This window comes from Virgibacillus sp. DJP39, from assembly GCF_049310925.1.
GTDB lineage: Bacteria > Bacillota > Bacilli > Bacillales > Amphibacillaceae > Virgibacillus_F.
Genome location: NZ_JBMERP010000063.1, coordinates 1 through 21,717, shown reverse-complemented (window position 1 = coordinate 21,717; position 21,717 = coordinate 1). Strand labels below are relative to the sequence as shown.

Genomic DNA, 21,717 nt, shown 5'->3' with positions numbered 1-21,717 from the left:
CTTAAAACAAACTATTATATAGTTAAAGAACTTCTTATTTACAACAATGAAATTCCTTACATATGACCTTTAACATAGAAAGGAGAGCTACCATGAATTTTAATCTTAATGAAGCGATAGAAATTTTGGACCGTACACCAAAAACATTGGATTATTTTTTATCTGGATTATCTGATCAATGGTTGCAATGCAACGAAGGGGAGGAAACCTGGAACGTCTATGAAGTAATAGATCACCTCATTGAGGGAGAAAAAAATAATTGGATACCCCGACTTGAAGCTATTCTTCAGGAAGGAGACAGCAAATTGTTTCCACCATTTGATCGCTACTCTCACTTAAACAGAAATACCGTAGAACCAATTAAACGGAGATTACTTGAATTTAGTTCAATTAGAAAACTAAATACAACTAAACTTACGATTCTCGTAGAACCTGAATTACATCTTGAACGGACAGGTGTACACCCCGCTTTTGGCTCAGTTAAGCTAAGAGAACTGCTTTCTACTTGGGTAGTCCACGACTTAACGCACATTTCACAAATTGTGCGGATAATGGCAGAAAGATACAGAGATGATGTTGGGCCATGGAAAGAATATTTAGGTATTTTGAAAAAGTAATCGTACATTCAAAAACCTGTGCTCCATCCTGTTTGTCAGTTTTTATGTTATTATTGTAAAAACAACTGACTTGTATGAAAGGGGTGGTAGTTATGCCTGATTGGATAGAATGGATACCTATTACTTATGAAAACCTTATAAATATCGGAATATCAGTCGGTATACTATTTATCTTCCTTCTATTTAGGAAACTTTTCACAAAATACGTTTTCCGTTTGATTTTGGCATTCAGCAGAAAAACTCCCACAGAGTTTTTCGCAAAAATATGCCTTGCATTTGAACACCCTGTTCGCTGGATATTCCTTGTTATTGGAATTTTTATTGCTGTTGATTATTTTCCTTATTTAGATCAATCAAATACGATGTTCCATAAAATTATGAGATCATCTGTTATCATCATCATCACGTGGGGGTTATATAATCTTTCTTCGAGTTCTTCTATATTTTTCTCCAAAATAAACGAACGGACGAATTCGCAGTTTGATCCAATATTAATTCCATTTTTTTCAAAAGCATTACGTTTCATTATCATAGCAATTAGTTTTAGTATCGTTGCACAAGAATTTGAATATGATGTGAATGGGTTTGTTGCTGGACTTGGACTTGGTGGCCTCGCCTTTGCTTTGGCTGCAAAAGATACAATCGCTAATCTGTTTGGTGGTATTGTCATCATAACTGAAAAACCGTTTACAATTAATGATTGGGTCATGACACCGAGTGTAGAAGGAGTAGTGGAGGATATAAATTTCCGAAGTACGAAGGTTAGAACCTTTGAACAGGGGCTTGTAACAGTTCCAAATTCAACTTTATCTAACGAAAATATTACTAACTGGAGCAAAATGGGCAAACGTAGAATTACCTTTCAATTAGGAGTTACCTATGACACTCCAAAAACTAAATTAGAAAACACCGTTAAAAAAATCAAAAATTTAATACATAACCATAAGGAAATACATCCGGATACAATTTTCGTAACCTTTGATAACTATAATTCTAGTAGTTTAGATATTTTCCTATACTTTTTCACCAAAACAACAGAATGGGGAAAATACCTAAGCATCAAAGAAGAAATTAATTTCTCAATCATGGAGATTCTAGTTGACGAAGGGGTTTCGGTAGCATTCCCAAGTCGTACTTTATACCTTAATTCCGATGTAGAAGCTATGTCACAGGCTGCATCCTCAATAGAAGAAAACACTGGGAATAAATTAGATTAGAATATCGCCAATCCTTAATGGAGAAAGCCCTAATTGCACTTATGCAGAAAGAAAGTTTACTGCCAGATGAAAACACATCCCGCATTTCACAAAACGTTGATTTTGTCGAAAGTGAGATGTGTTTTCCTATCACTCATTATTTTTGTACATTATAATGTAGCCAGACAGCACCATTCCCAACAGATTTCGTGTTCAGTAATTCTAATTTTGTTACACCCTCCAAATCACTTAAGTTCTTACAATCAAAAACTGAAGGTGTGTTTTTACCACCAATTGCTAAGGGGGCTAGTACTAAACTTATTTCATCTATTAAACCCTGTCTCAAAAATGCACCATTTATAGAACCGCCGCCACTAAGGCCGACTTTTCTAAATCCTCTGTCATATAACTTCTGAAGAGCTAATGGCAAATTAATGTACTCACCAGTACCTGCCAAAATATAATCAATTCTCTTTTCTTCTAATTGGCGCATATATTCCTTTGAAACACTTTCTCTCGTTACAACAATTAACCCTTCCGTTTGCTGCCAATCTATTCTTCCTTTGCCATCAAAAACAATATACGCTTTTGATTTTTTTGGCTCGTAGATAGGTTTCTCCAGTTCAACCCAATTTTTTCCCCAAACTATTAAACTTTCACTACCTGAAATTAACCCATCACAGTTTAAGTCGTCATAAAGTTGGTGCGTTATCTCGTTTGCTTCTCCATCGATGCCAGTTGCTGTCCACTCTGCTACATTCCGGTCTGGTGCGGTAGTAATTCTTCCGTCAATAGAAGAAAAAACATTTAGAACTACTTGTGGTCTTTTCAATAAATCACCCCCAGTTAGTTTAAGACATTCTTTTTTTTTCTTGCTGAACAAGCTTTGATATAAAACACATTAATGCAATTACTAGTAAAATTATTGGAAAGAAATAAAAACCCGCATTGTATTTTGCGGGGGATTCAAATTTTAAACCATAAAGATAAATGAACAATATAAAGGAAAAAGATAAAGCAATTGTTCCAGTTAATAGTTGCAAGATTATTCACCCCTATTTAATTTTAGTTATATAATACAGTTAGTCCTGACCTCTTTTTCCCTTGATGCAGTAGTCCATCTGCTATACTGATACTGAGATTAATTAATGCTCACCTAAGTAATCAGCGAAATACAGAACACCAACTTTTTTAACGGTGTAATTCCTTAGTAGTCCTTGGGTAGCTTCTTCAGTTGGTGGTTCTGTCAATGTGTATGCCTTCGTATTTGATTCCTTGAATTTCTTTTTGTCGACTCTGTTATGAAAAGCATCATCCACTATTTCTGACGTAATCGCAGCTTTTGGATAACCCAGGAAAAATACATGTGTTCTTAATGCCATTTTTGGTGTTGTATGTAGTATGAGAAATAAAACAGCAACTAGAATCACTATTGAAGGAATAACTACTTTTGCTTTCTTCAACACAATCACTCCTCATAAATCTGATAATCTATTCGACTACCCACTAACTCATTTTATTAATCTTAATCTTTTTTAATTTTGTCATTCATAGCATCTAATTTCTTTTCGATACTATTAAGCTGATTTTCGCGTTTCCTAAAAGAACGAAAGAACCGCACGACTAGCGCGACAATTAATCCAAGAAATCCAAAAGCTACTAGTTGAAATAAAACATCTCAGATAGCAAGACTATCCATAAAAACACCATCCTTTGGTATTTAATCTACATCTAATGCTTCCCTATTATCCCATGCGGTTGATTCACCTAGTTTAAAATCTTTCACAAGGCTTTGATAATTAAAATTGACACTTACAGCGGATTTAACTCTTTGACCTAGTTTTTCTTTGTTTGTTGAAGTTAAAATAACATACCCTTCACCAAAGGCATCTTTGTTTAGGTGTTTATTAGAATCGATTTTCAGCTTAAAACTGTCACTGTAATCGGATGGTTGTAGTAGTTCTATATTATTTTTACTGTATATTCCATCCTCTCTTAAATTGTACCCTTCGATTTTCCATCCTTCACTCCAACTTATGGAGATAGTATGTTGGTTTGAAAACATAGGAACTTTGTCTAAATCAAAGGAAAAGAAAACTTTCACAGCTGCATCCCCATTATCATTTAACCCTTTAGTTGCTGCGGCTACTTGAAGTTTTGAATCATTAGTTGGAGAATTTTTGTTTTCTATTCCATAACCTATTCCTATAATCAGTAAAAAAACTAAAAAGAAACGCAATACCTTTTTCAATTTCCGTTTCTCCCTTCTTGCTCTGATTTTTCTTCCGAAACTGGGAATTGCATAATTTTAATCAGGAATGTACTTCACCAAATAAGGAATGAACAAGGTAAAAAATACAGCAATAACGATACCAAATAAAATCGTTAGAAGAATATTATTGAAAGGTGATAAAGACAAGCTTGAAATCAATATAATTGGTAAAACAGAAAGTGCAGCTATTATGATCCTTGAAGGAAATGTTATTTTATATCTAGAACCACAATTATGACACTTGATGGGTTTGTATCCCCACATCACTGATTTATATAGTTTGCTCCATACAAATGGTGTGTTACAGTTACTGCATTTTTGCACAATGTAACTCCTTTCTGCTTTTATATGTAGAATGTTTTGGAATAGATTTTATGAAGTGTTTTTATGTAGGTTCTAACTTTTCCCTTACAGAATATGCAAAAGCCATAGAAATTGGAGGTACAAACGGCAAGAAATCCCAACCGATAAAATAACGCACGGTTGCTAGTAAAGCATTCCCACCGAAAAATATGGACATAACGGATTTTTTCTTCAACCCATGCAGGAATAGTGAAATTCCTGTTGCCATCAATAGTATACAAGAGACATTTATCCAACCCATTTACACACCATTTCCATCTTGCTGTAGCCATTGTTTACGTTTCAAAAACAAAAGTACAAATAACACGGTTTCTCCAATGACCAACAGTCCTGCACCTATTGATAATCCGACGTTTAGCATAAACTCATTAACTCCCCATGAGAAAAGAAACCATCCTAATATAGCAAATATTCCTAAAGACAAATTAATTGTTCCGGCAATAAGCATTTGTTGCAGAAACGATCCTGTTTCTCTCATCATAAATGAGCCGTAAAAAATGCATCCAGTAGCTGATCCAATCATAAAAATAACATAGAACACCATGGCTATATCGATCCCGGACATGAAACTCCCCCTATCTCAAACAAGAGTTGAATTCTCTATTGTCTATCCTGCACTAATTAGAAACGTGAAAGCGAGTATGCCCACTATTGCAAGAGTCTGAATAGTTATTCCGACCAAACTGCAGATTAAACCTGAGACAGCAAACTCCCTTCCTCCTTTATTAGTGTTAGAAATCTCTTTTGTAGCTTTTCTTGAAACTACCACTCCTATAACACCAATAACTAACCCGATGAAAGGAAGTAGGATTGAAAGAACGCCAAGCGTTAAAGAAACGATAGCATTACTGCTTGTTTCCATTTTTTCAGCCATTTACTTCATCACCTCTACATATAATAGTTAACTAGAATATCGCTTTAATACAAAATGCTTTTCTTCTATATTTTAACATTAATACGCAGCATTTCCAGAAAGTTTTTTCAATTATATGGTATTTTATTAAGCAATTTGTACAAACTAATCCATATATTCTATACTAACTAGAAAGTCAGATAAGAAATGAAAGTGCACCCGAATTTTTCTTCAAAGAACACGAATAAAAAAAAGTGGGTTTCAAGAGATGTTCAGAGAAATCTTTAAAAAACAAGGAGCAAGGCATATGCCGTGCTCCTTTCTGCTTACTTAAACAGTTGCTCAATCATTTTATTCACATGGATATCGGTCGTGTTCAACAGTGGAATGCTGACATCATCATCTTTTAAAATCATCGGCAGCTCCGTACAACCCAGAATCACTCCATCCAATCGTTCGTCCTCGATTAATTTGTTAATGATTTTAAGGAATGCTATTTTTGTTTCCTGCTTGATCACGCCGTTCTCAATTTCATCGACAATCTTTTGGTGTATGAATTGCTGGTCTTCTTCACTTGGCACTACGATTTTCTTACTTCCAGTTAAAAATGGCTTCTTGAAAAAATCATTTTCCATCGTAAATTTCGTACCCAGCATCCCAACATTTTGCAGTCCTAATTGATCTGCCTTCTCATATGTTGATTCAACAATGCTAATCATTGGCACTGTTACCTTTTTACGTACTTCATCAAATACGATATGTGGTGTATTCGCTGAAATCACCACAAAGTCTGCTCCAATCTCCTCAAGCTTTTGTGCTGCACTACCTACATATTCAACCAACTCATTGATCTTATCTTCACTTATTAACTGAAAAACCTTGTACATATTGATACTGTTTATGAATAGTTCTGGCAGGATCTTTTTACTGTTCATTCTGTCCTGGTATTTGTGGATAAAAGATTGATAATATTCAACAGTAGATTCTGGTCCTAATCCACCAATAATGCCTGCTCGTTTCATGTTATCCCTTCCTTTTATTAGTTTTTATACTGAGCGGAACATAATTATTCCATCAGACGTTTCTCGTCTAATTCTTGCTTCTGCTTCCAAATAAACTAAGCGTGTCACGATTGATAGAAATTGCGCTAACCAAAATTGATTATCTGAATCGCCATAGATCTCCTCGCATATTTGATTAGCAGTTTTACTTTCATACCTGATAGATTCATATACTTCCTGCAAGCGTTGATTATGTCTAGCTTTCACTTGATTGACCCTTTCACTTAGATGAAAAATTGGTTCTCCGTGCCCGGGTAATGCAATATCTGAGGTGTATTTTTTCATACGTTCAAGCGAGCAATAATAATCACTCAAAATATTGCTTTCATAACCCGACCACATTCCAATTACCGGGGACATGTCTCTTAATATGTGATCACCTATAAACATGATTTTCCGATCTTGATTGTAAAAACAGTAATGATCCGGTGCGTGTCCAGGTGTCCAGATTATTTCATAATAATCATCACCCAGTTTAATTTTGTCGCTTTCTCTAATAAGACCATCTGGTTCAAAGTCATAAATCGAGGTATCCTTCTCAAGCTTGCCTGGGAAGCCTTTTCCTCCGTGGCTTTTTATTAATCCATTAAGTTTTTCTCTATTTCCATTAGTACGGTACCTTTTTATTTCCTTATAACTCAACTCTACTATGTATACAGGGATGCCTTTCTCCTGCTGAAACCATTTAGCCAATCCTATGTGGTCCTGATGAGTATGTGTCAGTACTACTTTTTCTATTTCAGTATCTGAATCCAGTACACTTTCCCACAATACTTTTGCTTCACTCGTATTAAACCCGGTGTCAACTACTGTATAGCCACTATCTCCTTTAACTAAAAAACAGTTCACACTATTTAGCTTAGAATCAGGATTGATTACCAACTTATAAATAGTTTCAGTGACTTTTTGCAACATATTATTTCACCCTTTTCCTCAGAAATCTATACTAATAATTCTAACTATAACTTTTTGGAATACAAGAAAAAGGGTTTGTTGACTAGGGTAACAACTACCATAGGCTCAACAAAGACCCCTATGTTATATATTTCTTATTTCGTAGCACCTTCAAAAGCATCTGCTCAATTAATTATGGATTTTATGTACCTTTTTTCGTATGATATGGTTAGTAGATCGTGAGGAGGTTTTGTTATGGTAATTCAAGAGAATATGACTCCTAAAGAAATCGTTGATACCTGGGAACAAACTGCTGAAGTTTTTAACCAGTTTAGTATTCCATTAGTTCATGATTCGTTGGGGTCATTTATGGAAGAGGGTATTCTCGAAAAACTTTTACAGGAATTAAACCAGGTAGTGGGAAGCTCTTCTGTAACCTGTGTGGAAGGTGGCTGACAAATGCCTGGGAAAAAGGGGTAGGCTACTCCTTTCTATAAGCTGGTACATTGGGTGTCCTAAATGAAGGAGGGTATAAATGGAAAAGGAATTCATTATAAATGAAAAAAGCGCCATAATAGATTGGGTCTTGTCATTAAAAAAGATAGATGATGCATTGTGGTTTGCTCCCTTTGCAGAGGGAAAATGGGGAATTGCTGACGTCATTTCTCATTTAATTGCTTGGGATCACTTTATGATCGACAACAGGTTAACCTATGTATTGAAGAATGAACCATCTCCCAGTGTAGAAGTTGATGTTGAATCGGTTAATCAACAAGCATCAAACTATGCGAGATCCGGGATTTCAAAAAATGACCTTATCAATGCGTTTGTTTCCACCCGAAGCGAACTGGTGTCTATTCTGGAAAAAATCAGTACTGAAGCATACAGTAAACCCTTACCTGGAATAGCAAAATTGACCCTGAGTGAATATTTGGCAGGTAATATAAAGCATGATTTAAAGCATAAAGAAGAAATTGATTTACATATTGAAACGTTTAAGGGATAAGGTATGGTGCCTGGCACCATACCTTATCCTTTCATTTTTTATTTCCTCGCCACTTGCCGTATTGGTAGTATGCTTCCAATTAATGCAATAGCTGCGCTTGCCAGAAACATCTTTTCAAAACCAAATACTGCAATCCCGGCTACACTACTAAAGACAATTAGATCACAAACAGAATCAATAATAGATAGTAATGAAATCGTTGTCGCTCTAACATTTGATGGAATGATATCATTGGCCAATTGACTGTAAATTGGGTAGCGAACCGTACGGACAAAACTAAGGATTATCATAATAAGTATTAGAAACCAAAGTATTTCCCTAAAATAAGCAACCAAAAATAACGCAACTACACCCATTCCCCCAGTCACATATAAAATAGTAATCCTTGAGATTCGAGTTGTCATCCACCCTATAACATGGGAGACTAGAAAACTAATTATAGACAGCCCAGCTAAGACAAATCCAATTAAATAAACTGGCAAATCTGCATCACTTAATAATTTGTCGTTAAAGTTACCAAATATCGCGGCAGTTGGTATAAAAACGAGCGTGATATTTAGGAACATCCACAACACGTGAGGTGACCTTTTTATCGCAAGTACTCCCTCTTTTAACTGCTTAAAAGGGTGTTCACGATACTTACCGTGGCTTGCTGGATTTTTAATAAAAATTAAAAGAATGATTTGAATGGATTGGAAAGCAACACCTAGCAAAATGAGTAATACAAACTGATCATCTGTTAGATTTTTTGCGATAATTCCACCTAAAATAAGGACAAAAACCATTACAACGAATTGTGCAGATTGGATAATTCCTAACGCTTTATCCATTCTATTTTCTTCATTTGATTCTTTCAGAGATTCATAGATTAAAGCTTCGTCTGCACCACTAAAAAAAGTTACGGCAAAACCGCTTAATAGACTGCTCGCGAAGAACATCCAGGGTTCAAACGCCCAAATGAGCATTCCGTGACTAACCATACTTAAAAATGCACCAATCATAAACGATAGTTTTGCTCCATAACGGTCAGCAAACATACCTGTTGGTACTTCTCCAATTAATACACCAGTACTCCAAAAAAGCAGTACCCATAGAATGTACGCTTCATCCAGTCCGCGCGCAAAATAAAATAAAGCCAATACGGGTTGGATAAATCGGACACTTCCAAATAATTCTGCCCAAAACAAAACGCGAATATTTCTTGATGCTAAAGTACCTTTTTTCAATTTTCTTCCTCCTGCTGAGATTAATAGAATAAGTAAAAAAGCAGGAGTGAATCATTATGGAATTTAGTTTATCTATTTACCCGAATTTTTTCACCCCTACGTTTTGGTTTAAAAAAAAGAGTAAGTTTTTTTGCATGTCAAGTTCCTCCTCATTAATATGTACCAATAATTATATAGAAATGGTTAAAAAAGTAAAGACGATAATGTTGGTGGAAGAATTAAAGCCTCCCCGAAAAGGTGCCTGGCACTGATAGTTAGTACCTGGCAACTCATAGACATTCACCCTTCCCAACTAATTCGAATATCCTATAAAAGAGTTTTAATGCACAAAAATTAATGGGAGTGGTAAAAAAGTTGAAACATTTATGCAGCCATTCGATCCAGCCCGGAGATAATTATTGGCTATTAGCACAACAGTACAATACAGTTGCTGAGGAAATTTTAAAGGCGAATCCTGGAGTGAACCCGAATCACCTGCGTGTTGGGCAATATATCGCCATACCGGTTTCAGAAACAAAGTACCAGTCAAGACAATTGAATCATTGTATAAGTCAGGCTGAGGTTGATTATAGAAACGATATGCGTAGCCTTTGGGAAGAACATGTTGCCTGGACAAGGATGGCAATTATTAGCCTAACCTTTACCTTACCTGACATAGATTTTGTTATTGCCCGGCTTCTGCAAAATGCTACTGACATGGGAAACATGATTCGTAGATTGTACGGTGACGATGCAGCAACCGCTTATGCTAATTTGATTAAGGAGCATCTTTTAATCGCTGCTGATCTAGTTAAAGCCGCTTTAGCAGGTGACCAGCAAGCTGCTATGACTGCAGAAAAAAAGTGGTATGCCAACGCTGACCAAATTGCTGTTTTTTTGAGTAGTGTGAATCGATACTTACCTGAAAATGCAGTTAGAGAAATGTTTTATAAACACTTAGATTTAACAAAACAAGAGGCTGTTTCTATGATTAATAAGGATTATCAGAAGGATATTGAAGTATATGACGCAATTGAAGAGCAAGCAAGGGGAATAGCGGACACAATTTCAGATGCAATGGTAAAAGCGTATCCAGAAACTTTTTAAGTTATATGGTCGACAAGTAACTAAAAAGGATCCATTCTTACAAACAATGAATGTCAAAAAAAGCACTATGAATCACATCAAGTACCTGCCACTACCAAGTGGCAGGCACTTGCAATTTAGCCATCAACACGCCTACTTATTGATAAATAGTGCCTGGCACCTTCAATTTGTCAATTTATGCTCATCACTTGTAGGATAATAATAATTGCAAAGATAAAAAATTGGGGTATTGTTGCTTTAAACAATTCAAGGTGTTTACCTAAAGCTACGATCAAAACGGATAGTACATTTAAACAAATAATCCCTACAGGAATATAAATAGCGAAGCCGGTTAAGACAACTACTTCAGTAAAAACCAATATTTCGATAACACCAACTGCGAATAAAAGAATACCTCCTTGCAAAGACATAGCCCTGAATGAGCCAATTAAAATGTTATCCGCTTTTAATTTCTTCAATACATCAACCTGCATTTTTTCTCCGTAAATCACATGAACAATACTCATAAAAATAAGAATGATACCTACAGCCATTTTCAAGTGGATTGCCTCCTCATACATTGTTAGTGATTGATTCGACATTTCTGTTAAATGTCCTGCTTTTATAATTTCAGTACAAAGTCCAGGCCAACACCTCTAGTCAAAATAAGATAGTGCAGTTAATGCAACAGCTCCATGTATTATTTTATCTTAGTTTAATTTAAAAGTATTATCGGTATTTATTATGTGTAGGTGTAAACAGATCTTCATCCGTATTTCTAACTAGTGAAAAATTGTCTACATTATAATGGCCGTGAAGGGTTTCATTGTGATGCAGAATTATTTGTTTTGCAGCTAAGACCTTTGAATCAGAAGTAGAATGTCCGTCTCCAACCAATGTCACATCAAAACGATTGATTGTTGCTGTTCTAACAGCTGTGTCAATACAATGTTCTGTCTTACATCCCATAATGACAAGATGCTCGATATAATTTTCATTTAAAAATGCGAGCAATGGTGTACGATAAAACGAATTTGTTGCGGCCTTATCAAATATGACAGCTGTGGACGGTACTTTAATATCCTTATGTATTTGGAATCCAGTTCCCTCTCCATTAGAAACATCTAAATCTCTCATAAAAACAATCGGCACACTTACATTTATCGCTTTTCGGATCACAGTGTTAACGTTCGTAACGACTTTTTCTTTCTCAAAAACTCCTTGCTCCTCTGTTCCACCATCCATCAGTTCCTGTTGAGTGTCAATTACCAATAAAGCTTGTTTCATTTAATCTGCTCCTCTTTAAATTCTATTATTAAAAGCCTGCCGTTAGTTCTCATAATAATACTTTTAATAGGCGTCCATAACAGTTTGAATACGTTTTTTTTCTTCTTTTTTGTCCAAGTATTCAAAGAATCCTAAACGATTCCCCCATGGGTCCGAAAAAGTCCCCCATTTTACTGGCACTTCTTCTCTTGAAAATATTTCAAATTTCTCTATACCCAATTCTCTGATAAGCCTTTCTCGTTCACTATCAATGTTTGTTACGCCAAATCGTAGAGGACCACTTGCTTCCGACGCCACACCTTCTGCAACTTGCAACCAACAGCCAGAAATAATTTCCCATTCAGCAAAACCTTCATGAGGTATAAAATCTGGTTTTCTATTAAATAAAATTTGATACCATCTTTGACCTTCTTTAACGTCTTGAACACGAACTTGAGTGGTCATTTCAATAATCATTTTAATCCCCCAGACAATTCTTTTTAAAAAGGTTAAAAATTTCTCACACTAACTTGTTAAATCTACAACTCTAAAACTCTCCACATAATTTTAACACAAAATTCAATTTACTTTTCTTAAAAAAGGTCTATTGTGGTGCCTAGCACTTAAAAAGAGCAGGTATCCCATTTGTGAGATACCTGCTCTTCTCTACAATCTAGTATAACTTTTGAAGTGCTTCTTTATTAAATGGCAATAAATAATCTGCCCTTCCATCTTGCACTTTTTTCACCCACTCGGGGTCCATTAGTAAAGATCGTCCGATTGCAACCAGGTCAAACTCTTCATTATCCAGCTTTTCAATAAGGCTATCAAGACTAGTTGTCTCAGCACCGGAGAAGCTGGTAAATTCCCCATTAAGTCCAACTGAGCCAACAGAAATAACCGGTTTACCACTTAATTTCTTGGTCCATCCTGCTAAATTCAAATCAGACCCTTCAAATTCAGGCTCCCAGAAACGTCGGGTTGAACAATGGAAAATATTTACTCCCGCTTCTACTAGAGGCTGTAAGAATTGTTCTAATTCATCTTGACTTTTTGCAAGCTTAGCCTTAAAATCATTCATTTTCCATTGAGAAAACCGGAAAATGATTGGAAAATCAGGACCAACTTCACGCCGGCATGCTTCTATTATTTCAACTGCAAATTGTGTTCGCCCGACAAGGTCTCCACCATAACGATCCGTACGCTTATTTGTATTTTCCCAAAAGAATTGATCGATTAAATAACCGTGCGCACCGTGAATTTCGATTCCGTCGAAACCAATACGTTTTGCATCAGCCGCTGCTTGAGCATAGGCTTCTACCATAGCAACAATCTCTTCTTCGGTCATTGGCTCTGTTATTTTTTTACCGGATAAGCTTAGTCCTGATGGTCCAACAGGTAGTGCTTCTTCATTTGGAAGCTCTCCTTGTTTACGGGTCAACCCCACATGCCAAAGCTGTGGTACAATTTTTCCACCAGCGTTATGAACTTCCTTTACCACTTCAGCCCATCCATTCAAGGAGTTTTCACCATGAAATAAAGGAATGCTTGCACCGGAAACAGAAGACGGATGGTTAATCCCTGTTCCTTCGGTTACGATTAATCCTACTCCATTTTCAGCCCGGCGGCGGTAGTAAGCGGCCACGTCTTTCCCAGGTACTCCATCTGGTGAGAAGCCTCGTGTCATCGGCGCCATTACAGTTCGGTTAGACAATTTTATGTTCTCACTATTAAATGGTTTAAATAATGAATCAGTAGATAATTTTGTTTTACTCACTTTGTGTCCTCCTCTTTCCTTGATGCAATAGATATTATTTCAAATTCTATCAGGAAAGAAAAGACATCTGTTTGCCAAAAGCTTACACATGTAGTGAGCAGCTATTTATTTTTAATTTACTCCAATAAAGAAATCACCTTTTCATTTTGTTTAATTTTGCTTCCTCAGGTTTGTAAAGTCAACCTACCCATTAGTTGATTCCCTTCCTGCACTGACACCCATTGCTCAGTTGCACCTTTATTCATTTGTTGTAAAGTTAGTGCTTCAAGAAGTTTTCTACCTATTCCTTTATACCGGTAAGTTTCATCTACATAAAGAACATAGATTTCCACTGTCTTTGGTTTGGTTATTCCGCCACCATTACTCCAACAACTTCTGAATCTATCAGTGCCACATGTGAGTAAAACCCTTCATTTATATCATTAAAAACCCGTTCATGGCGATACCAGGAATCAACATTTTTCTTTTTATATTCCTCACTTAATTTCCCTTCTACCGTTTGTCTCCAACCAGTCGCACAGATTGCAGCGATAGTCCTGGTATACGCTGTGTCTGGCTTTGTGAAAATTACATTCACTGCACACACCTCATCATTTTGATTGTTTAAAAAAACAAACAGCCACCTAAGTAGCCATTTGTATCGTTTGATCTATTTACTATGACTAAGGGCAGTTCTTCTTGTTAAAAAATCTTCTCTTGGCCAATGGTCTTTATTTTTAGGTAAGCTTATTTTTTGATCCTGCAGTCTGGATTTATAACCATTAATTCCGATCGTTAGGTCACTGTTAATATAATAAATATTATTATCAAAAAGTTTATGATGGTTACTGCATAGTAGTACTCCGTTTTGGATATCTAATTTTTCTCCATCACTAGATTCAGACCATGGCACAATATGAGCTGCCTCAAGTGCATGTGGTATTTTAAAATTACAAAACGCGCACTTACTGTCATACGCTTTCAACAATGCTGACCTGAATATTTTTTGTGCAATCCCTTTTACCTTTACTTTGGTATATAAAGCTTGAGAACCTTCACCATTTATAATTTCTTTTATCAAATCTTGTTGGGTATCATCGTTCGCTGCATAGGCGAAAGGGTTAAGGTAGTTGCCCCACTTAAAGTCATATACTAGCTGTTGCCCTTTACGTAAGTTGTCTGTATCCCATTCAGTGAAGCCTTGTCCAATTTCACCAGCATGATTTACTACGATGCTGGTTAATGGTGGTAGTTTTTGCTCAATACAGTAATTCTCAATATGTTCCAGAAAGTATTTACAGGCTCTTGAATGAACACCAACCCGGTCAGCCAGCTCCTTATATGTAATCGTCGATGATGTCTTTGTCCATTCGACAAGTATATCCCACGCGGTATAAGCTCTCATTTCATGATTCAGTTCCTTTGACAAAAAAACACTCCCTTTAATTTTAGTTTATTACGGACCCAAAAATTAACGATTTCTCAAAACCAGCAAACTATCCGTCTGTACGCTCCGTCAGAAATCCTTTGATCCCCATATATCTAAACAAAAGCTACTTCGTCCACAATGCACTTTTCTCAATTTTAGCACATTTTGGTGAATAATAATCGTTTTTGGTAATGATTTGTATGTAATTACAGGAAAAATTATTTCCTCGTATAAACATTAACCAGTTAAAATTTACAATAACCAACCATGATATGATGTAAAATCAAAATTTCATTATAAAGCATATAAATAATGCAGGAGCGCCTTGGTCATACTAATTTGTGGATTGACTTAAACCTAATTATCAACGATTCACCTATGATAACCAGATCAATAATTTAATTATTTCGGAATATGTATCTGCTCAATATTCAAAGATATGGTTTTTTAGGGATTGAAGGAAGGATGTGTAATTGATGGAGTTCTTTAGTGGACAAGAGTCCCTTAATTCCTTTCAATGGGTTTTAAGGGCAATTATCGCTTTCTTCTTCTTAATATTTGTAGCCAAGTTCATGGGGCAGAGATCGATATCACAATTAAGGTTTCTGGATTTTGTATTGGCTATATTAATAGGAAACATTATTGCCCACCCTTTGTCAGATGAAGGGTTAGGATTAAAAGGTTCTATGATTACAATGAGTGTACTGGTAACTTTATATCTTAGTGGACTATTTCTAAGTTTGAAGTGGGATAGACTTCGGACTTTTATTGATCCGGCACCTATAACGCTTATAGAGTATGGAAAGATTAACAACAAAAATTTAATTAAAGCACGAATCTCAATTGATTTCCTTTTAACTGAGTTGCGAAAAGAAAAAATTGAGGATATTGACAAGGTTGCACTAGCATTATGGGAACCTGGAGGAACTATTTCATTATTTTTATATCCTCAATATCAACCAATCACGCCTTCCACACTTACAACAGCAATAAAACCTTTTCACCTTCCTAAAACTATTATCAAGGAACGAAAAATTGATTTTAATGAATTACAAAAGATTGGAAAAGATGAACAATGGCTATTAAATAAGCTATCAACTACATATAATGCCAACTTAAACGATATATTATTAGCAACAGTTGATGCGAATGAAAGTCTTAAAATTTTTCTTTATAACTAAAGTTCTGAGCTTGGGATTTATACCATATGCATTGCTTGGACGAACCTAGAAAGCCAATTTCCTAATATGAAATTGGCTTTTTAAGATTGTATTAGCGTAACGTACTAATGATATATCCACTAACAAAGACTTCAATAATCGTTATTCAAGTGACCCACCTAGTATTAAAACCAAGGATAATATGGGTAAAGGAATAATCTTCTAAAGAAACTAAATGGAAAACGGCGGCGATGAAAACGGCGGAACCTTCTACGAGGACGTCCGTAATAATCGTCGTTGTAATCATCATATCCAAAGCCGAATTGTCTGTTTTCTTGTTCTTCGTCAACCTCTTCAGAAATCAAAATAGTAACCCCGTCCTCATCCATACTTACAATAACACCATCAAATTGGGACCCATCGTTCATTTGTGCTATAACCTGGAAACTCATGTATCTTTGACACCGTTGTTTAATATCGTCTCCCATAGGACGATTATCTTCCTGTACTTGATTGTGATTTATTGGAACGTTGTTGTTCATTTTAAATATCCCTCCATCTACATTCTTAGGATATTCTCATAGTTTGGCCTATGTTACCGTAAATTTGATTGGATTCTGATTGCATAATTAATCATGGTGATTTTGAAAAGAAAAGCAACATCAAACCAATATGAAACACTTTCTACAACCTGCATAAACTATAGTACCTATGGAGGTGTTTAAGTTGATTCATACGGTTAAACCGGGTGAAACACTAACCCAGATTTCAAAAGATTATCGTACACAACTATCGGCAATTATAAATGCAAACCCAGTAATAAATCCAAATGTCATTTACCCTGGCCAATCAATTGTAATACCAGGTTTTCCTGACCCAGATACAATACCATTTCGTATTGATGTGTCAGTTGAAAGTAGGCAGCTAAAATTACTGAAAGATGGTGTGCTTCAAAAACAGTATCCCATTGCTGTTGGAAGAATACTACATGGGACGCCATTAGGGGATTATATCATTATAAATAAAGCACCTAATCCTGGTGGCCCATACGGCACTATGTGGATGAGTTTGTCAAAACAGCACTACGGGATTCATGGAACGAATGATCCGAGTTCGATTGGAAAAGCAGTATCAAGAGGCTGTATCCGCATGTATAATCGGGATGTGGAGGAACTGGCAAGTATTGTACCAATAGGAACGAGTGTATCAATTCATCCATAATCACCCAAAAGTGCCAGGCACCCAAAAATCCCACCCTCATAATGAGGATGGGATTTCTAATGCAAACTCCTGGCACCGATTACTGCTCATACTTTCCAATAAGCTCAACCGCTTTTTCAGTTATGGACGTATCAATTGCTTTTTCGAAGTCTAATTCTCCACTAATAGCCCCGTTATCCTTATACATGTTGTATTGGCTCTTTATGTCATCGACGAACATTTCACCATTAGGATTCAATCCAGTAACGGAAACCTTCTCCCATAATTCGGCATCCTTTAATGATGTATGCTCTGTCATAATTTTTATAATCTCATCCTTGCCTTCGTCTTTTATAAAGGCATCGTTATAATCACGTACGCCTTTTAAATAGGCTGCCATAAACCTTAAGGAAACATTCTTTTCTTCATTGATAAAGTTAGGCGATCCCAGCACCATCGCGATTTGTGCTTCTGGTGCATAGTCAGTTGTATCTCCAAATCGAACATGGATCCCTTCTTCAATTCCCTGCGTAATTAATGGCTCAATTTGTAGTGCAGCATCGATAGAACCATTTGCTATGGATGCAAGCATGTTTCCAAAATCAGACATCAACACAAATTCCACATCATCTTCCGTTAAGCCTGCATGTTCAATCATTTTTTGAAAGATATAATCATCCACGGCATTTTTAGTTGAAACGGCTATGCGCTTCCCTTCAAAATCAGAGTACTCCTTTATTTCCCCCTGCAAATCTTCGCCTATGACAAATGAAAAGTAAGAAGATCCTGTGATATTGTGCCCTTTATCAGCGATAATTTTTACATTAATCCCTTGAGCTATTGCATTAAAAAATGATGCTGACGATATCCCTCCAGCAATGTCAACTTCACCTGAAGCCAACGCTGGCAACATATCATCACTGTTTGCAAATTTGGCAAACTTCACTTTAATATTGTAATCTTCAAAGTACCCTTTTTCTTTTGCAATGTAAAATCCAGCTCCTGATGCCGATCCATCCTCAGCAATTACTACTGTTGCTTTCTCCTCAAGTGGCGCCAAGTCACCTGAAGGATTATCTTTACTTACTTCATCATTAATTTCCTTATCGTTACTGCTCTTGTCGTCTGAATTAGAAGAACAGCCACTAATGACTAGTGCAAATAAAAACAATGGAAGCAAAATCAGTATTTTATATTTCCCCATGTAATAATCTCCTCCCATGCGCTATAATCTTGATTTTTGTACCTCATCATGCAGGTGATTCCATATTTCCACAAATCTGTCTGCCATCTCTTTATTTTCACGTATCTGTTCCATATTTCTCGGCCTAGGTAAATCGATAACTATTTCATCTATTATCTTACCAGGCTGGGAACTCATTAATAAAATCCTGTCACTCAGCAGCAATGCTTCATCAATGCTATGTGTAATAAAGAGAACGGTCTTCTTTGTCTCTGACCAAATCGTTAATAATTCATCCTGGAGAATAAATTTGTTCTGCTCATCTAAAGCAGCAAAGGGTTCATCCATTAATAATATTTCAGGGTCATTTGCAAAGGCACGTGCTATACTTACCCGCTGTTTCATGCCTCCTGACAGGTCTTTTGGATAATGCTTTCTAAAATTTTCAAGCCCTATTTTTTTTAAATAATAGGATGTACTGTCTTTTACAGTCTGTTTAGGCAAATGCCTCATATTAGGTCCAAATGCCACATTTTCTTCAACAGTTAACCAAGGGATGACCCCCTGCTCCTGAAAAACCATTGATTGCAAGGGACGATTCTTTTTAGCTTGTAAGATTGAAAATTCGCCAACACTTGGTTTCTCTAATCCTGCGAGAATACGAAGTAAAGTCGTCTTCCCGCAGCCACTCGGTCCAATCAAACATACAAACTCTCCGTCTTTAATATCTACTGAAATATCCTCTATCGCTGTGATATTTCTATTTTTATTGTAAAATACTTTTGTTAGATTGTTGATTGAGATTTTTGTTTCCTTTGTCACCGAATCACCTCTCTAATACCTATTTCCATGGCAATAGCTTCTTCTGAAACCCTCTTAGAATAAGTGAGAACATGTATCCAAAGAAAGATATTAATACAAGACCCACATACATCTCATTTAATAAAAAGGCACTATATGAAGTCCAAATTAAATATCCAATACCAGAGTTTGCACCCATCATTTCCGCCGCTACAATTGTCAATAGCGCAATTGCCTGCCCCATTTGGATGCCCTCAAGCATCACTGGAAGAGAGCCAGGTAAAGCAATTTTAAAGAAAAAGTCTTTCGAATTGGCTCCATAGTTTCTCGCAACATCCAAATATGTTTTATCTATATTTGTAACACCCACTACCGTATTTATAATGACTGGAAAGAATACACTTCCTGCAATTGTTACGATTTTGGATACTTCACCAATTCCAAATATCATTAAAATTATCGGTAATAAAGCTATTGTCGGTATAGGCATGAGTGCCATTATAAGCGGGGAAAAAAAATGCCTTAGCGGTGAATACAATCCCATAAATAGTCCAAGAACAATTGCTGGTATTACACCTAGGATAAACCCTGCAAATATCCGAAATAGTGATATTCCAATATGGCCGAATAATTCTCCTTCAGCTGCCATTGTAAATAGCGTTCCGATTATCTCCGTTGGTGCCGGGAAAAATCGTGCATCGACTATACCCGTTCTGGATAAAAATTCCCACAGAACCAAGATAAGAATAGGAGATGATATTGTAAGCACCTGTTTGAATCGATTTTTTCGTTGTCTTTTTTTCCATTCCTCTTGTTCTACTGCAACAGGATCGCGTTCTACATTACCATTTGATTTGTTCATCCTTCACCACCTCTACTTAAATAATATGTGCGTTAGCCCAAAAGTGTGAAAGGTTAAAAGTAAACAATTTTATGATAAAATAAAGGCATTCTCTATCCCGTATACCGCAGTAAATTTCGTGAAAATGGATGGTGCTTACATATGAAGGAATCAACAAAGCTTCAAGAGGCAGATTTATATAAACCCATTCAGAAGCATTTCATACAAGAAGGTTATGAGGTGTATGGGGAAGTAAAAGATTGTGATATGGCAGCAGTTAAAAATGAGGAGTTAATCATCATCGAATTGAAACTTAACCTGAGTGTGGATCTACTCATCCAAGCAACAAAAAGACTGCGGGTTTCAGAGCTTGTGTACATTGCAGTACCAAAAAAACCAAAGCACAGAGCTAGATCAAGACGTTGGACAGATATATGCAGATTAGTAAAAAGGTTAGAGTTAGGGTTGATCCTCGTTTCATTTTCAGGAAACCATAAGAAAGTGGAAGTTGTCTTTGACCCAATACCATTTAACCGAAAGAAAAATTTAGGCCAAAACAAACGCAAAAGACAGGAAGTACTGAAAGAAATCAATGGTAGAAGTGCCGATTTCAATATTGGTGGAACGAGTAGAGCACAAATTATGACTGCATACAAAGAGAATTGTATCCAAATCGCTTGTTACCTCGAACATTCGGGTGAACTATCACCAAAAAAATTGATGGAGATGGGGACTGGTAAAAAAACGTCATCGATTTTAACGAAAAACTATTATGGATGGTTTGAAAGAGTTAAACGAGGGGTTTACATACTTAGCGACAAAGGCAGGAAAGAAATGAAGGAATATCCCGATCTACTATCTTATTACAGGAAAGATTGAAGGATTCAGCTTTTCCCAGACTGAATCCCTTAATCATCACGCTCCTCCTGCTCCAGCAGAATTATTGCTTTTGATAATCATATTGACTCCCATGACAACTGCTGTTAACTCTTCCATTGATAACTTAGATGAATGATTACTCAATTCGAATGCTGGTGATTGAAAAAAACCACTGACTTTTTTAAATGCAGCAACCAAGTTTTCATCCTGATCCAGAATGTCATACTCCTTGGAAAATGCTTCTGACTTTATTTCAAACTCACCATGATGCTGGGATCGATAAACAAATTTCTTAGAGAAAAAAGACATGCGTTGCTTGAGCTTACCAATCTCCTGTTCACTTTGATCTTTTACAATCCAACTCCTTGACAAAAATGGGAAAGAACCTTTAACCACGACATTATCTTCCGCATCCAGAATATCAACGCTTGAAGAAAAAGCACTTTTTAGATTAAGCGAACCAACTTTTTTCTGATCCCCATTAAAAATTTCCGTTATTCCTTCTGAAAAAAAGTTATCCGTGAAATAGATAGACTGAGTCATCAAAATCCCCCTTTTTATTACTCGTTGTATTTATTTGCTGCCAACCTTTACTAAATTGGTGCTGATCCAACGCTGCGGAAAAAAACTCGCTTTCCGTGGGGAACGA

Annotated in this window: 30 protein-coding genes; 8 read left to right on the top strand and 22 right to left on the bottom strand. The window is 36.2% G+C overall.

Annotated elements, in window-relative coordinates:
• The first annotated feature begins 92 nt into the window (after positions 1-92).
• Together ACOI1D_RS16315 and ACOI1D_RS16310 are read left to right on the top strand one after the other, a co-directional pair.
• A complete protein-coding gene (locus ACOI1D_RS16315) occupies positions 93-617 on the top strand; it encodes a DinB family protein (RefSeq protein ID WP_422502656.1) in 525 nt (174 codons plus the stop codon).
• Positions 618-709: 92 nt separating this feature from the next.
• Positions 710-1,834 carry a mechanosensitive ion channel family protein gene (locus ACOI1D_RS16310; RefSeq protein WP_422502655.1) on the top strand — a complete coding sequence of 375 codons (1,125 nt, stop codon included), beginning with the start codon at positions 710-712 and terminating at the stop codon, positions 1,832-1,834.
• Positions 1,835-1,970: 136 nt separating this feature from the next.
• On the opposite strand, the gene ACOI1D_RS16305 is transcribed toward ACOI1D_RS16310, so the two are convergent.
• From ACOI1D_RS16305 to ACOI1D_RS16265, 9 genes are all read right to left on the bottom strand, one after another.
• Entirely contained in the window at positions 1,971-2,645 is a 675-nt protein-coding gene (locus tag ACOI1D_RS16305; protein WP_422502653.1) for a RibD family protein, read from the bottom strand.
• 313 nt (positions 2,646-2,958) lie between these two features.
• On the bottom strand, positions 2,959-3,276 hold the full coding sequence (locus ACOI1D_RS16300; protein ID WP_422502651.1) for a hypothetical protein: 318 nt from the start codon (positions 3,274-3,276) through the stop codon (positions 2,959-2,961).
• Between the two features lie 257 nt (positions 3,277-3,533).
• The gene (locus tag ACOI1D_RS16295) at positions 3,534-4,064 is read right to left on the bottom strand and encodes a hypothetical protein (RefSeq protein WP_422502649.1); all 531 of its coding nucleotides are present in this window, start codon (positions 4,062-4,064) and stop codon (positions 3,534-3,536) included.
• Between the two features lie 57 nt (positions 4,065-4,121).
• On the bottom strand, positions 4,122-4,349 hold the full coding sequence (locus ACOI1D_RS16290) for a hypothetical protein (RefSeq protein WP_422502658.1): 228 nt from the start codon (positions 4,347-4,349) through the stop codon (positions 4,122-4,124).
• Between the two features lie 121 nt (positions 4,350-4,470).
• Positions 4,471-4,656: a hypothetical protein gene (locus ACOI1D_RS16285; protein ID WP_422502648.1), complete on the bottom strand. Its 186-nt coding sequence runs from the start codon at positions 4,654-4,656 to the stop codon at positions 4,471-4,473.
• Positions 4,657-4,689: 33 nt separating this feature from the next.
• Positions 4,690-5,013, bottom strand: coding sequence for a hypothetical protein (locus ACOI1D_RS16280; RefSeq protein ID WP_422502646.1), 324 nt, complete (start codon positions 5,011-5,013; stop codon positions 4,690-4,692).
• 42 nt (positions 5,014-5,055) lie between these two features.
• On the bottom strand, positions 5,056-5,322 hold the full coding sequence (locus ACOI1D_RS16275) for a DUF4190 domain-containing protein (protein ID WP_422502644.1): 267 nt from the start codon (positions 5,320-5,322) through the stop codon (positions 5,056-5,058).
• 305 nt (positions 5,323-5,627) lie between these two features.
• Entirely contained in the window at positions 5,628-6,323 is a 696-nt protein-coding gene (locus ACOI1D_RS16270; RefSeq protein ID WP_422502643.1) for an aspartate/glutamate racemase family protein, read from the bottom strand.
• A 24-nt stretch (positions 6,324-6,347) separates the two neighbouring features.
• Positions 6,348-7,277 (bottom strand): MBL fold metallo-hydrolase, encoded by a 930-nt coding sequence (locus ACOI1D_RS16265; RefSeq protein WP_422502641.1) that lies wholly within the window; start codon positions 7,275-7,277, stop codon positions 6,348-6,350.
• Positions 7,278-7,511: 234 nt separating this feature from the next.
• Between ACOI1D_RS16265 and ACOI1D_RS16260 the strand changes: the two genes are divergently transcribed.
• Positions 7,512-7,712: a hypothetical protein gene (locus ACOI1D_RS16260; protein ID WP_422502639.1), complete on the top strand. Its 201-nt coding sequence runs from the start codon at positions 7,512-7,514 to the stop codon at positions 7,710-7,712.
• Between the two features lie 79 nt (positions 7,713-7,791).
• Positions 7,792-8,262: a DinB family protein gene (locus ACOI1D_RS16255; protein ID WP_422502637.1), complete on the top strand. Its 471-nt coding sequence runs from the start codon at positions 7,792-7,794 to the stop codon at positions 8,260-8,262.
• Positions 8,263-8,300: 38 nt separating this feature from the next.
• On the opposite strand, the gene ACOI1D_RS16250 is transcribed toward ACOI1D_RS16255, so the two are convergent.
• Positions 8,301-9,488 carry an MFS transporter gene (locus ACOI1D_RS16250; RefSeq protein WP_422502636.1) on the bottom strand — a complete coding sequence of 396 codons (1,188 nt, stop codon included), beginning with the start codon at positions 9,486-9,488 and terminating at the stop codon, positions 8,301-8,303.
• Positions 9,489-9,824: 336 nt separating this feature from the next.
• Here ACOI1D_RS16250 and ACOI1D_RS16245 point away from each other — a divergent pair, with 336 nt between their 5' ends.
• Entirely contained in the window at positions 9,825-10,574 is a 750-nt protein-coding gene (locus tag ACOI1D_RS16245; RefSeq protein WP_422502635.1) for a LysM peptidoglycan-binding domain-containing protein, read from the top strand.
• A gap of 170 nt (positions 10,575-10,744) precedes the next feature.
• Here the strand turns inward: ACOI1D_RS16245 and ACOI1D_RS16240 are convergent, their stop codons facing one another.
• The 7 genes from ACOI1D_RS16240 to ACOI1D_RS16210 form a co-directional block, all read right to left on the bottom strand.
• Complete coding sequence (locus tag ACOI1D_RS16240) at positions 10,745-11,113, bottom strand: hypothetical protein (RefSeq protein WP_422502633.1); 369 nt, start codon at positions 11,111-11,113, stop codon at positions 10,745-10,747.
• Positions 11,114-11,282: 169 nt separating this feature from the next.
• Complete coding sequence (locus tag ACOI1D_RS16235) at positions 11,283-11,840, bottom strand: isochorismatase family protein (RefSeq protein WP_422502632.1); 558 nt, start codon at positions 11,838-11,840, stop codon at positions 11,283-11,285.
• A 63-nt stretch (positions 11,841-11,903) separates the two neighbouring features.
• Positions 11,904-12,296 (bottom strand): VOC family protein, encoded by a 393-nt coding sequence (locus tag ACOI1D_RS16230; protein WP_422502631.1) that lies wholly within the window; start codon positions 12,294-12,296, stop codon positions 11,904-11,906.
• A 196-nt stretch (positions 12,297-12,492) separates the two neighbouring features.
• On the bottom strand, positions 12,493-13,596 hold the full coding sequence (locus ACOI1D_RS16225; protein ID WP_422502630.1) for an NADH:flavin oxidoreductase: 1,104 nt from the start codon (positions 13,594-13,596) through the stop codon (positions 12,493-12,495).
• A gap of 164 nt (positions 13,597-13,760) precedes the next feature.
• Positions 13,761-13,928, bottom strand: coding sequence for a GNAT family N-acetyltransferase (locus ACOI1D_RS16220; protein ID WP_422502628.1), 168 nt, complete (start codon positions 13,926-13,928; stop codon positions 13,761-13,763).
• 14 nt (positions 13,929-13,942) lie between these two features.
• Positions 13,943-14,173, bottom strand: coding sequence for a hypothetical protein (locus ACOI1D_RS16215; RefSeq protein ID WP_422502626.1), 231 nt, complete (start codon positions 14,171-14,173; stop codon positions 13,943-13,945).
• A gap of 72 nt (positions 14,174-14,245) precedes the next feature.
• On the bottom strand, positions 14,246-15,004 hold the full coding sequence (locus ACOI1D_RS16210; RefSeq protein WP_422502624.1) for an HNH endonuclease: 759 nt from the start codon (positions 15,002-15,004) through the stop codon (positions 14,246-14,248).
• A gap of 476 nt (positions 15,005-15,480) precedes the next feature.
• Here ACOI1D_RS16210 and ACOI1D_RS16205 point away from each other — a divergent pair, with 476 nt between their 5' ends.
• The gene (locus ACOI1D_RS16205; RefSeq protein WP_422502622.1) at positions 15,481-16,185 is read left to right on the top strand and encodes a DUF421 domain-containing protein; all 705 of its coding nucleotides are present in this window, start codon (positions 15,481-15,483) and stop codon (positions 16,183-16,185) included.
• 164 nt (positions 16,186-16,349) lie between these two features.
• Here ACOI1D_RS16205 and ACOI1D_RS16200 read toward each other — a convergent pair whose 3' ends face one another.
• Complete coding sequence (locus ACOI1D_RS16200) at positions 16,350-16,706, bottom strand: hypothetical protein (protein ID WP_422502620.1); 357 nt, start codon at positions 16,704-16,706, stop codon at positions 16,350-16,352.
• Between the two features lie 184 nt (positions 16,707-16,890).
• On the opposite strand from ACOI1D_RS16200, the gene ACOI1D_RS16195 reads away from it, so the two are divergent.
• Positions 16,891-17,385: a L,D-transpeptidase family protein gene (locus tag ACOI1D_RS16195; protein ID WP_422502618.1), complete on the top strand. Its 495-nt coding sequence runs from the start codon at positions 16,891-16,893 to the stop codon at positions 17,383-17,385.
• A gap of 79 nt (positions 17,386-17,464) precedes the next feature.
• Here ACOI1D_RS16195 and ACOI1D_RS16190 read toward each other — a convergent pair whose 3' ends face one another.
• The 3 genes from ACOI1D_RS16190 to ACOI1D_RS16180 are packed head-to-tail and all read right to left on the bottom strand — an operon-like array spanning position 17,465 to position 20,210.
• Positions 17,465-18,568, bottom strand: coding sequence for an ABC transporter substrate-binding protein (locus ACOI1D_RS16190; protein WP_422502616.1), 1,104 nt, complete (start codon positions 18,566-18,568; stop codon positions 17,465-17,467).
• 21 nt (positions 18,569-18,589) lie between these two features.
• Entirely contained in the window at positions 18,590-19,369 is a 780-nt protein-coding gene (locus tag ACOI1D_RS16185; RefSeq protein ID WP_422502614.1) for an ABC transporter ATP-binding protein, read from the bottom strand.
• A 19-nt stretch (positions 19,370-19,388) separates the two neighbouring features.
• A complete protein-coding gene (locus ACOI1D_RS16180; RefSeq protein ID WP_422502612.1) occupies positions 19,389-20,210 on the bottom strand; it encodes an ABC transporter permease in 822 nt (273 codons plus the stop codon).
• A 141-nt stretch (positions 20,211-20,351) separates the two neighbouring features.
• Here ACOI1D_RS16180 and ACOI1D_RS16175 point away from each other — a divergent pair, with 141 nt between their 5' ends.
• Positions 20,352-21,068 (top strand): DUF2161 domain-containing phosphodiesterase, encoded by a 717-nt coding sequence (locus tag ACOI1D_RS16175; protein WP_422502611.1) that lies wholly within the window; start codon positions 20,352-20,354, stop codon positions 21,066-21,068.
• A gap of 36 nt (positions 21,069-21,104) precedes the next feature.
• Here the strand turns inward: ACOI1D_RS16175 and ACOI1D_RS16170 are convergent, their stop codons facing one another.
• The gene (locus ACOI1D_RS16170; protein ID WP_422502609.1) at positions 21,105-21,611 is read right to left on the bottom strand and encodes a hypothetical protein; all 507 of its coding nucleotides are present in this window, start codon (positions 21,609-21,611) and stop codon (positions 21,105-21,107) included.
• Positions 21,612-21,717 lie beyond the last annotated feature (106 nt).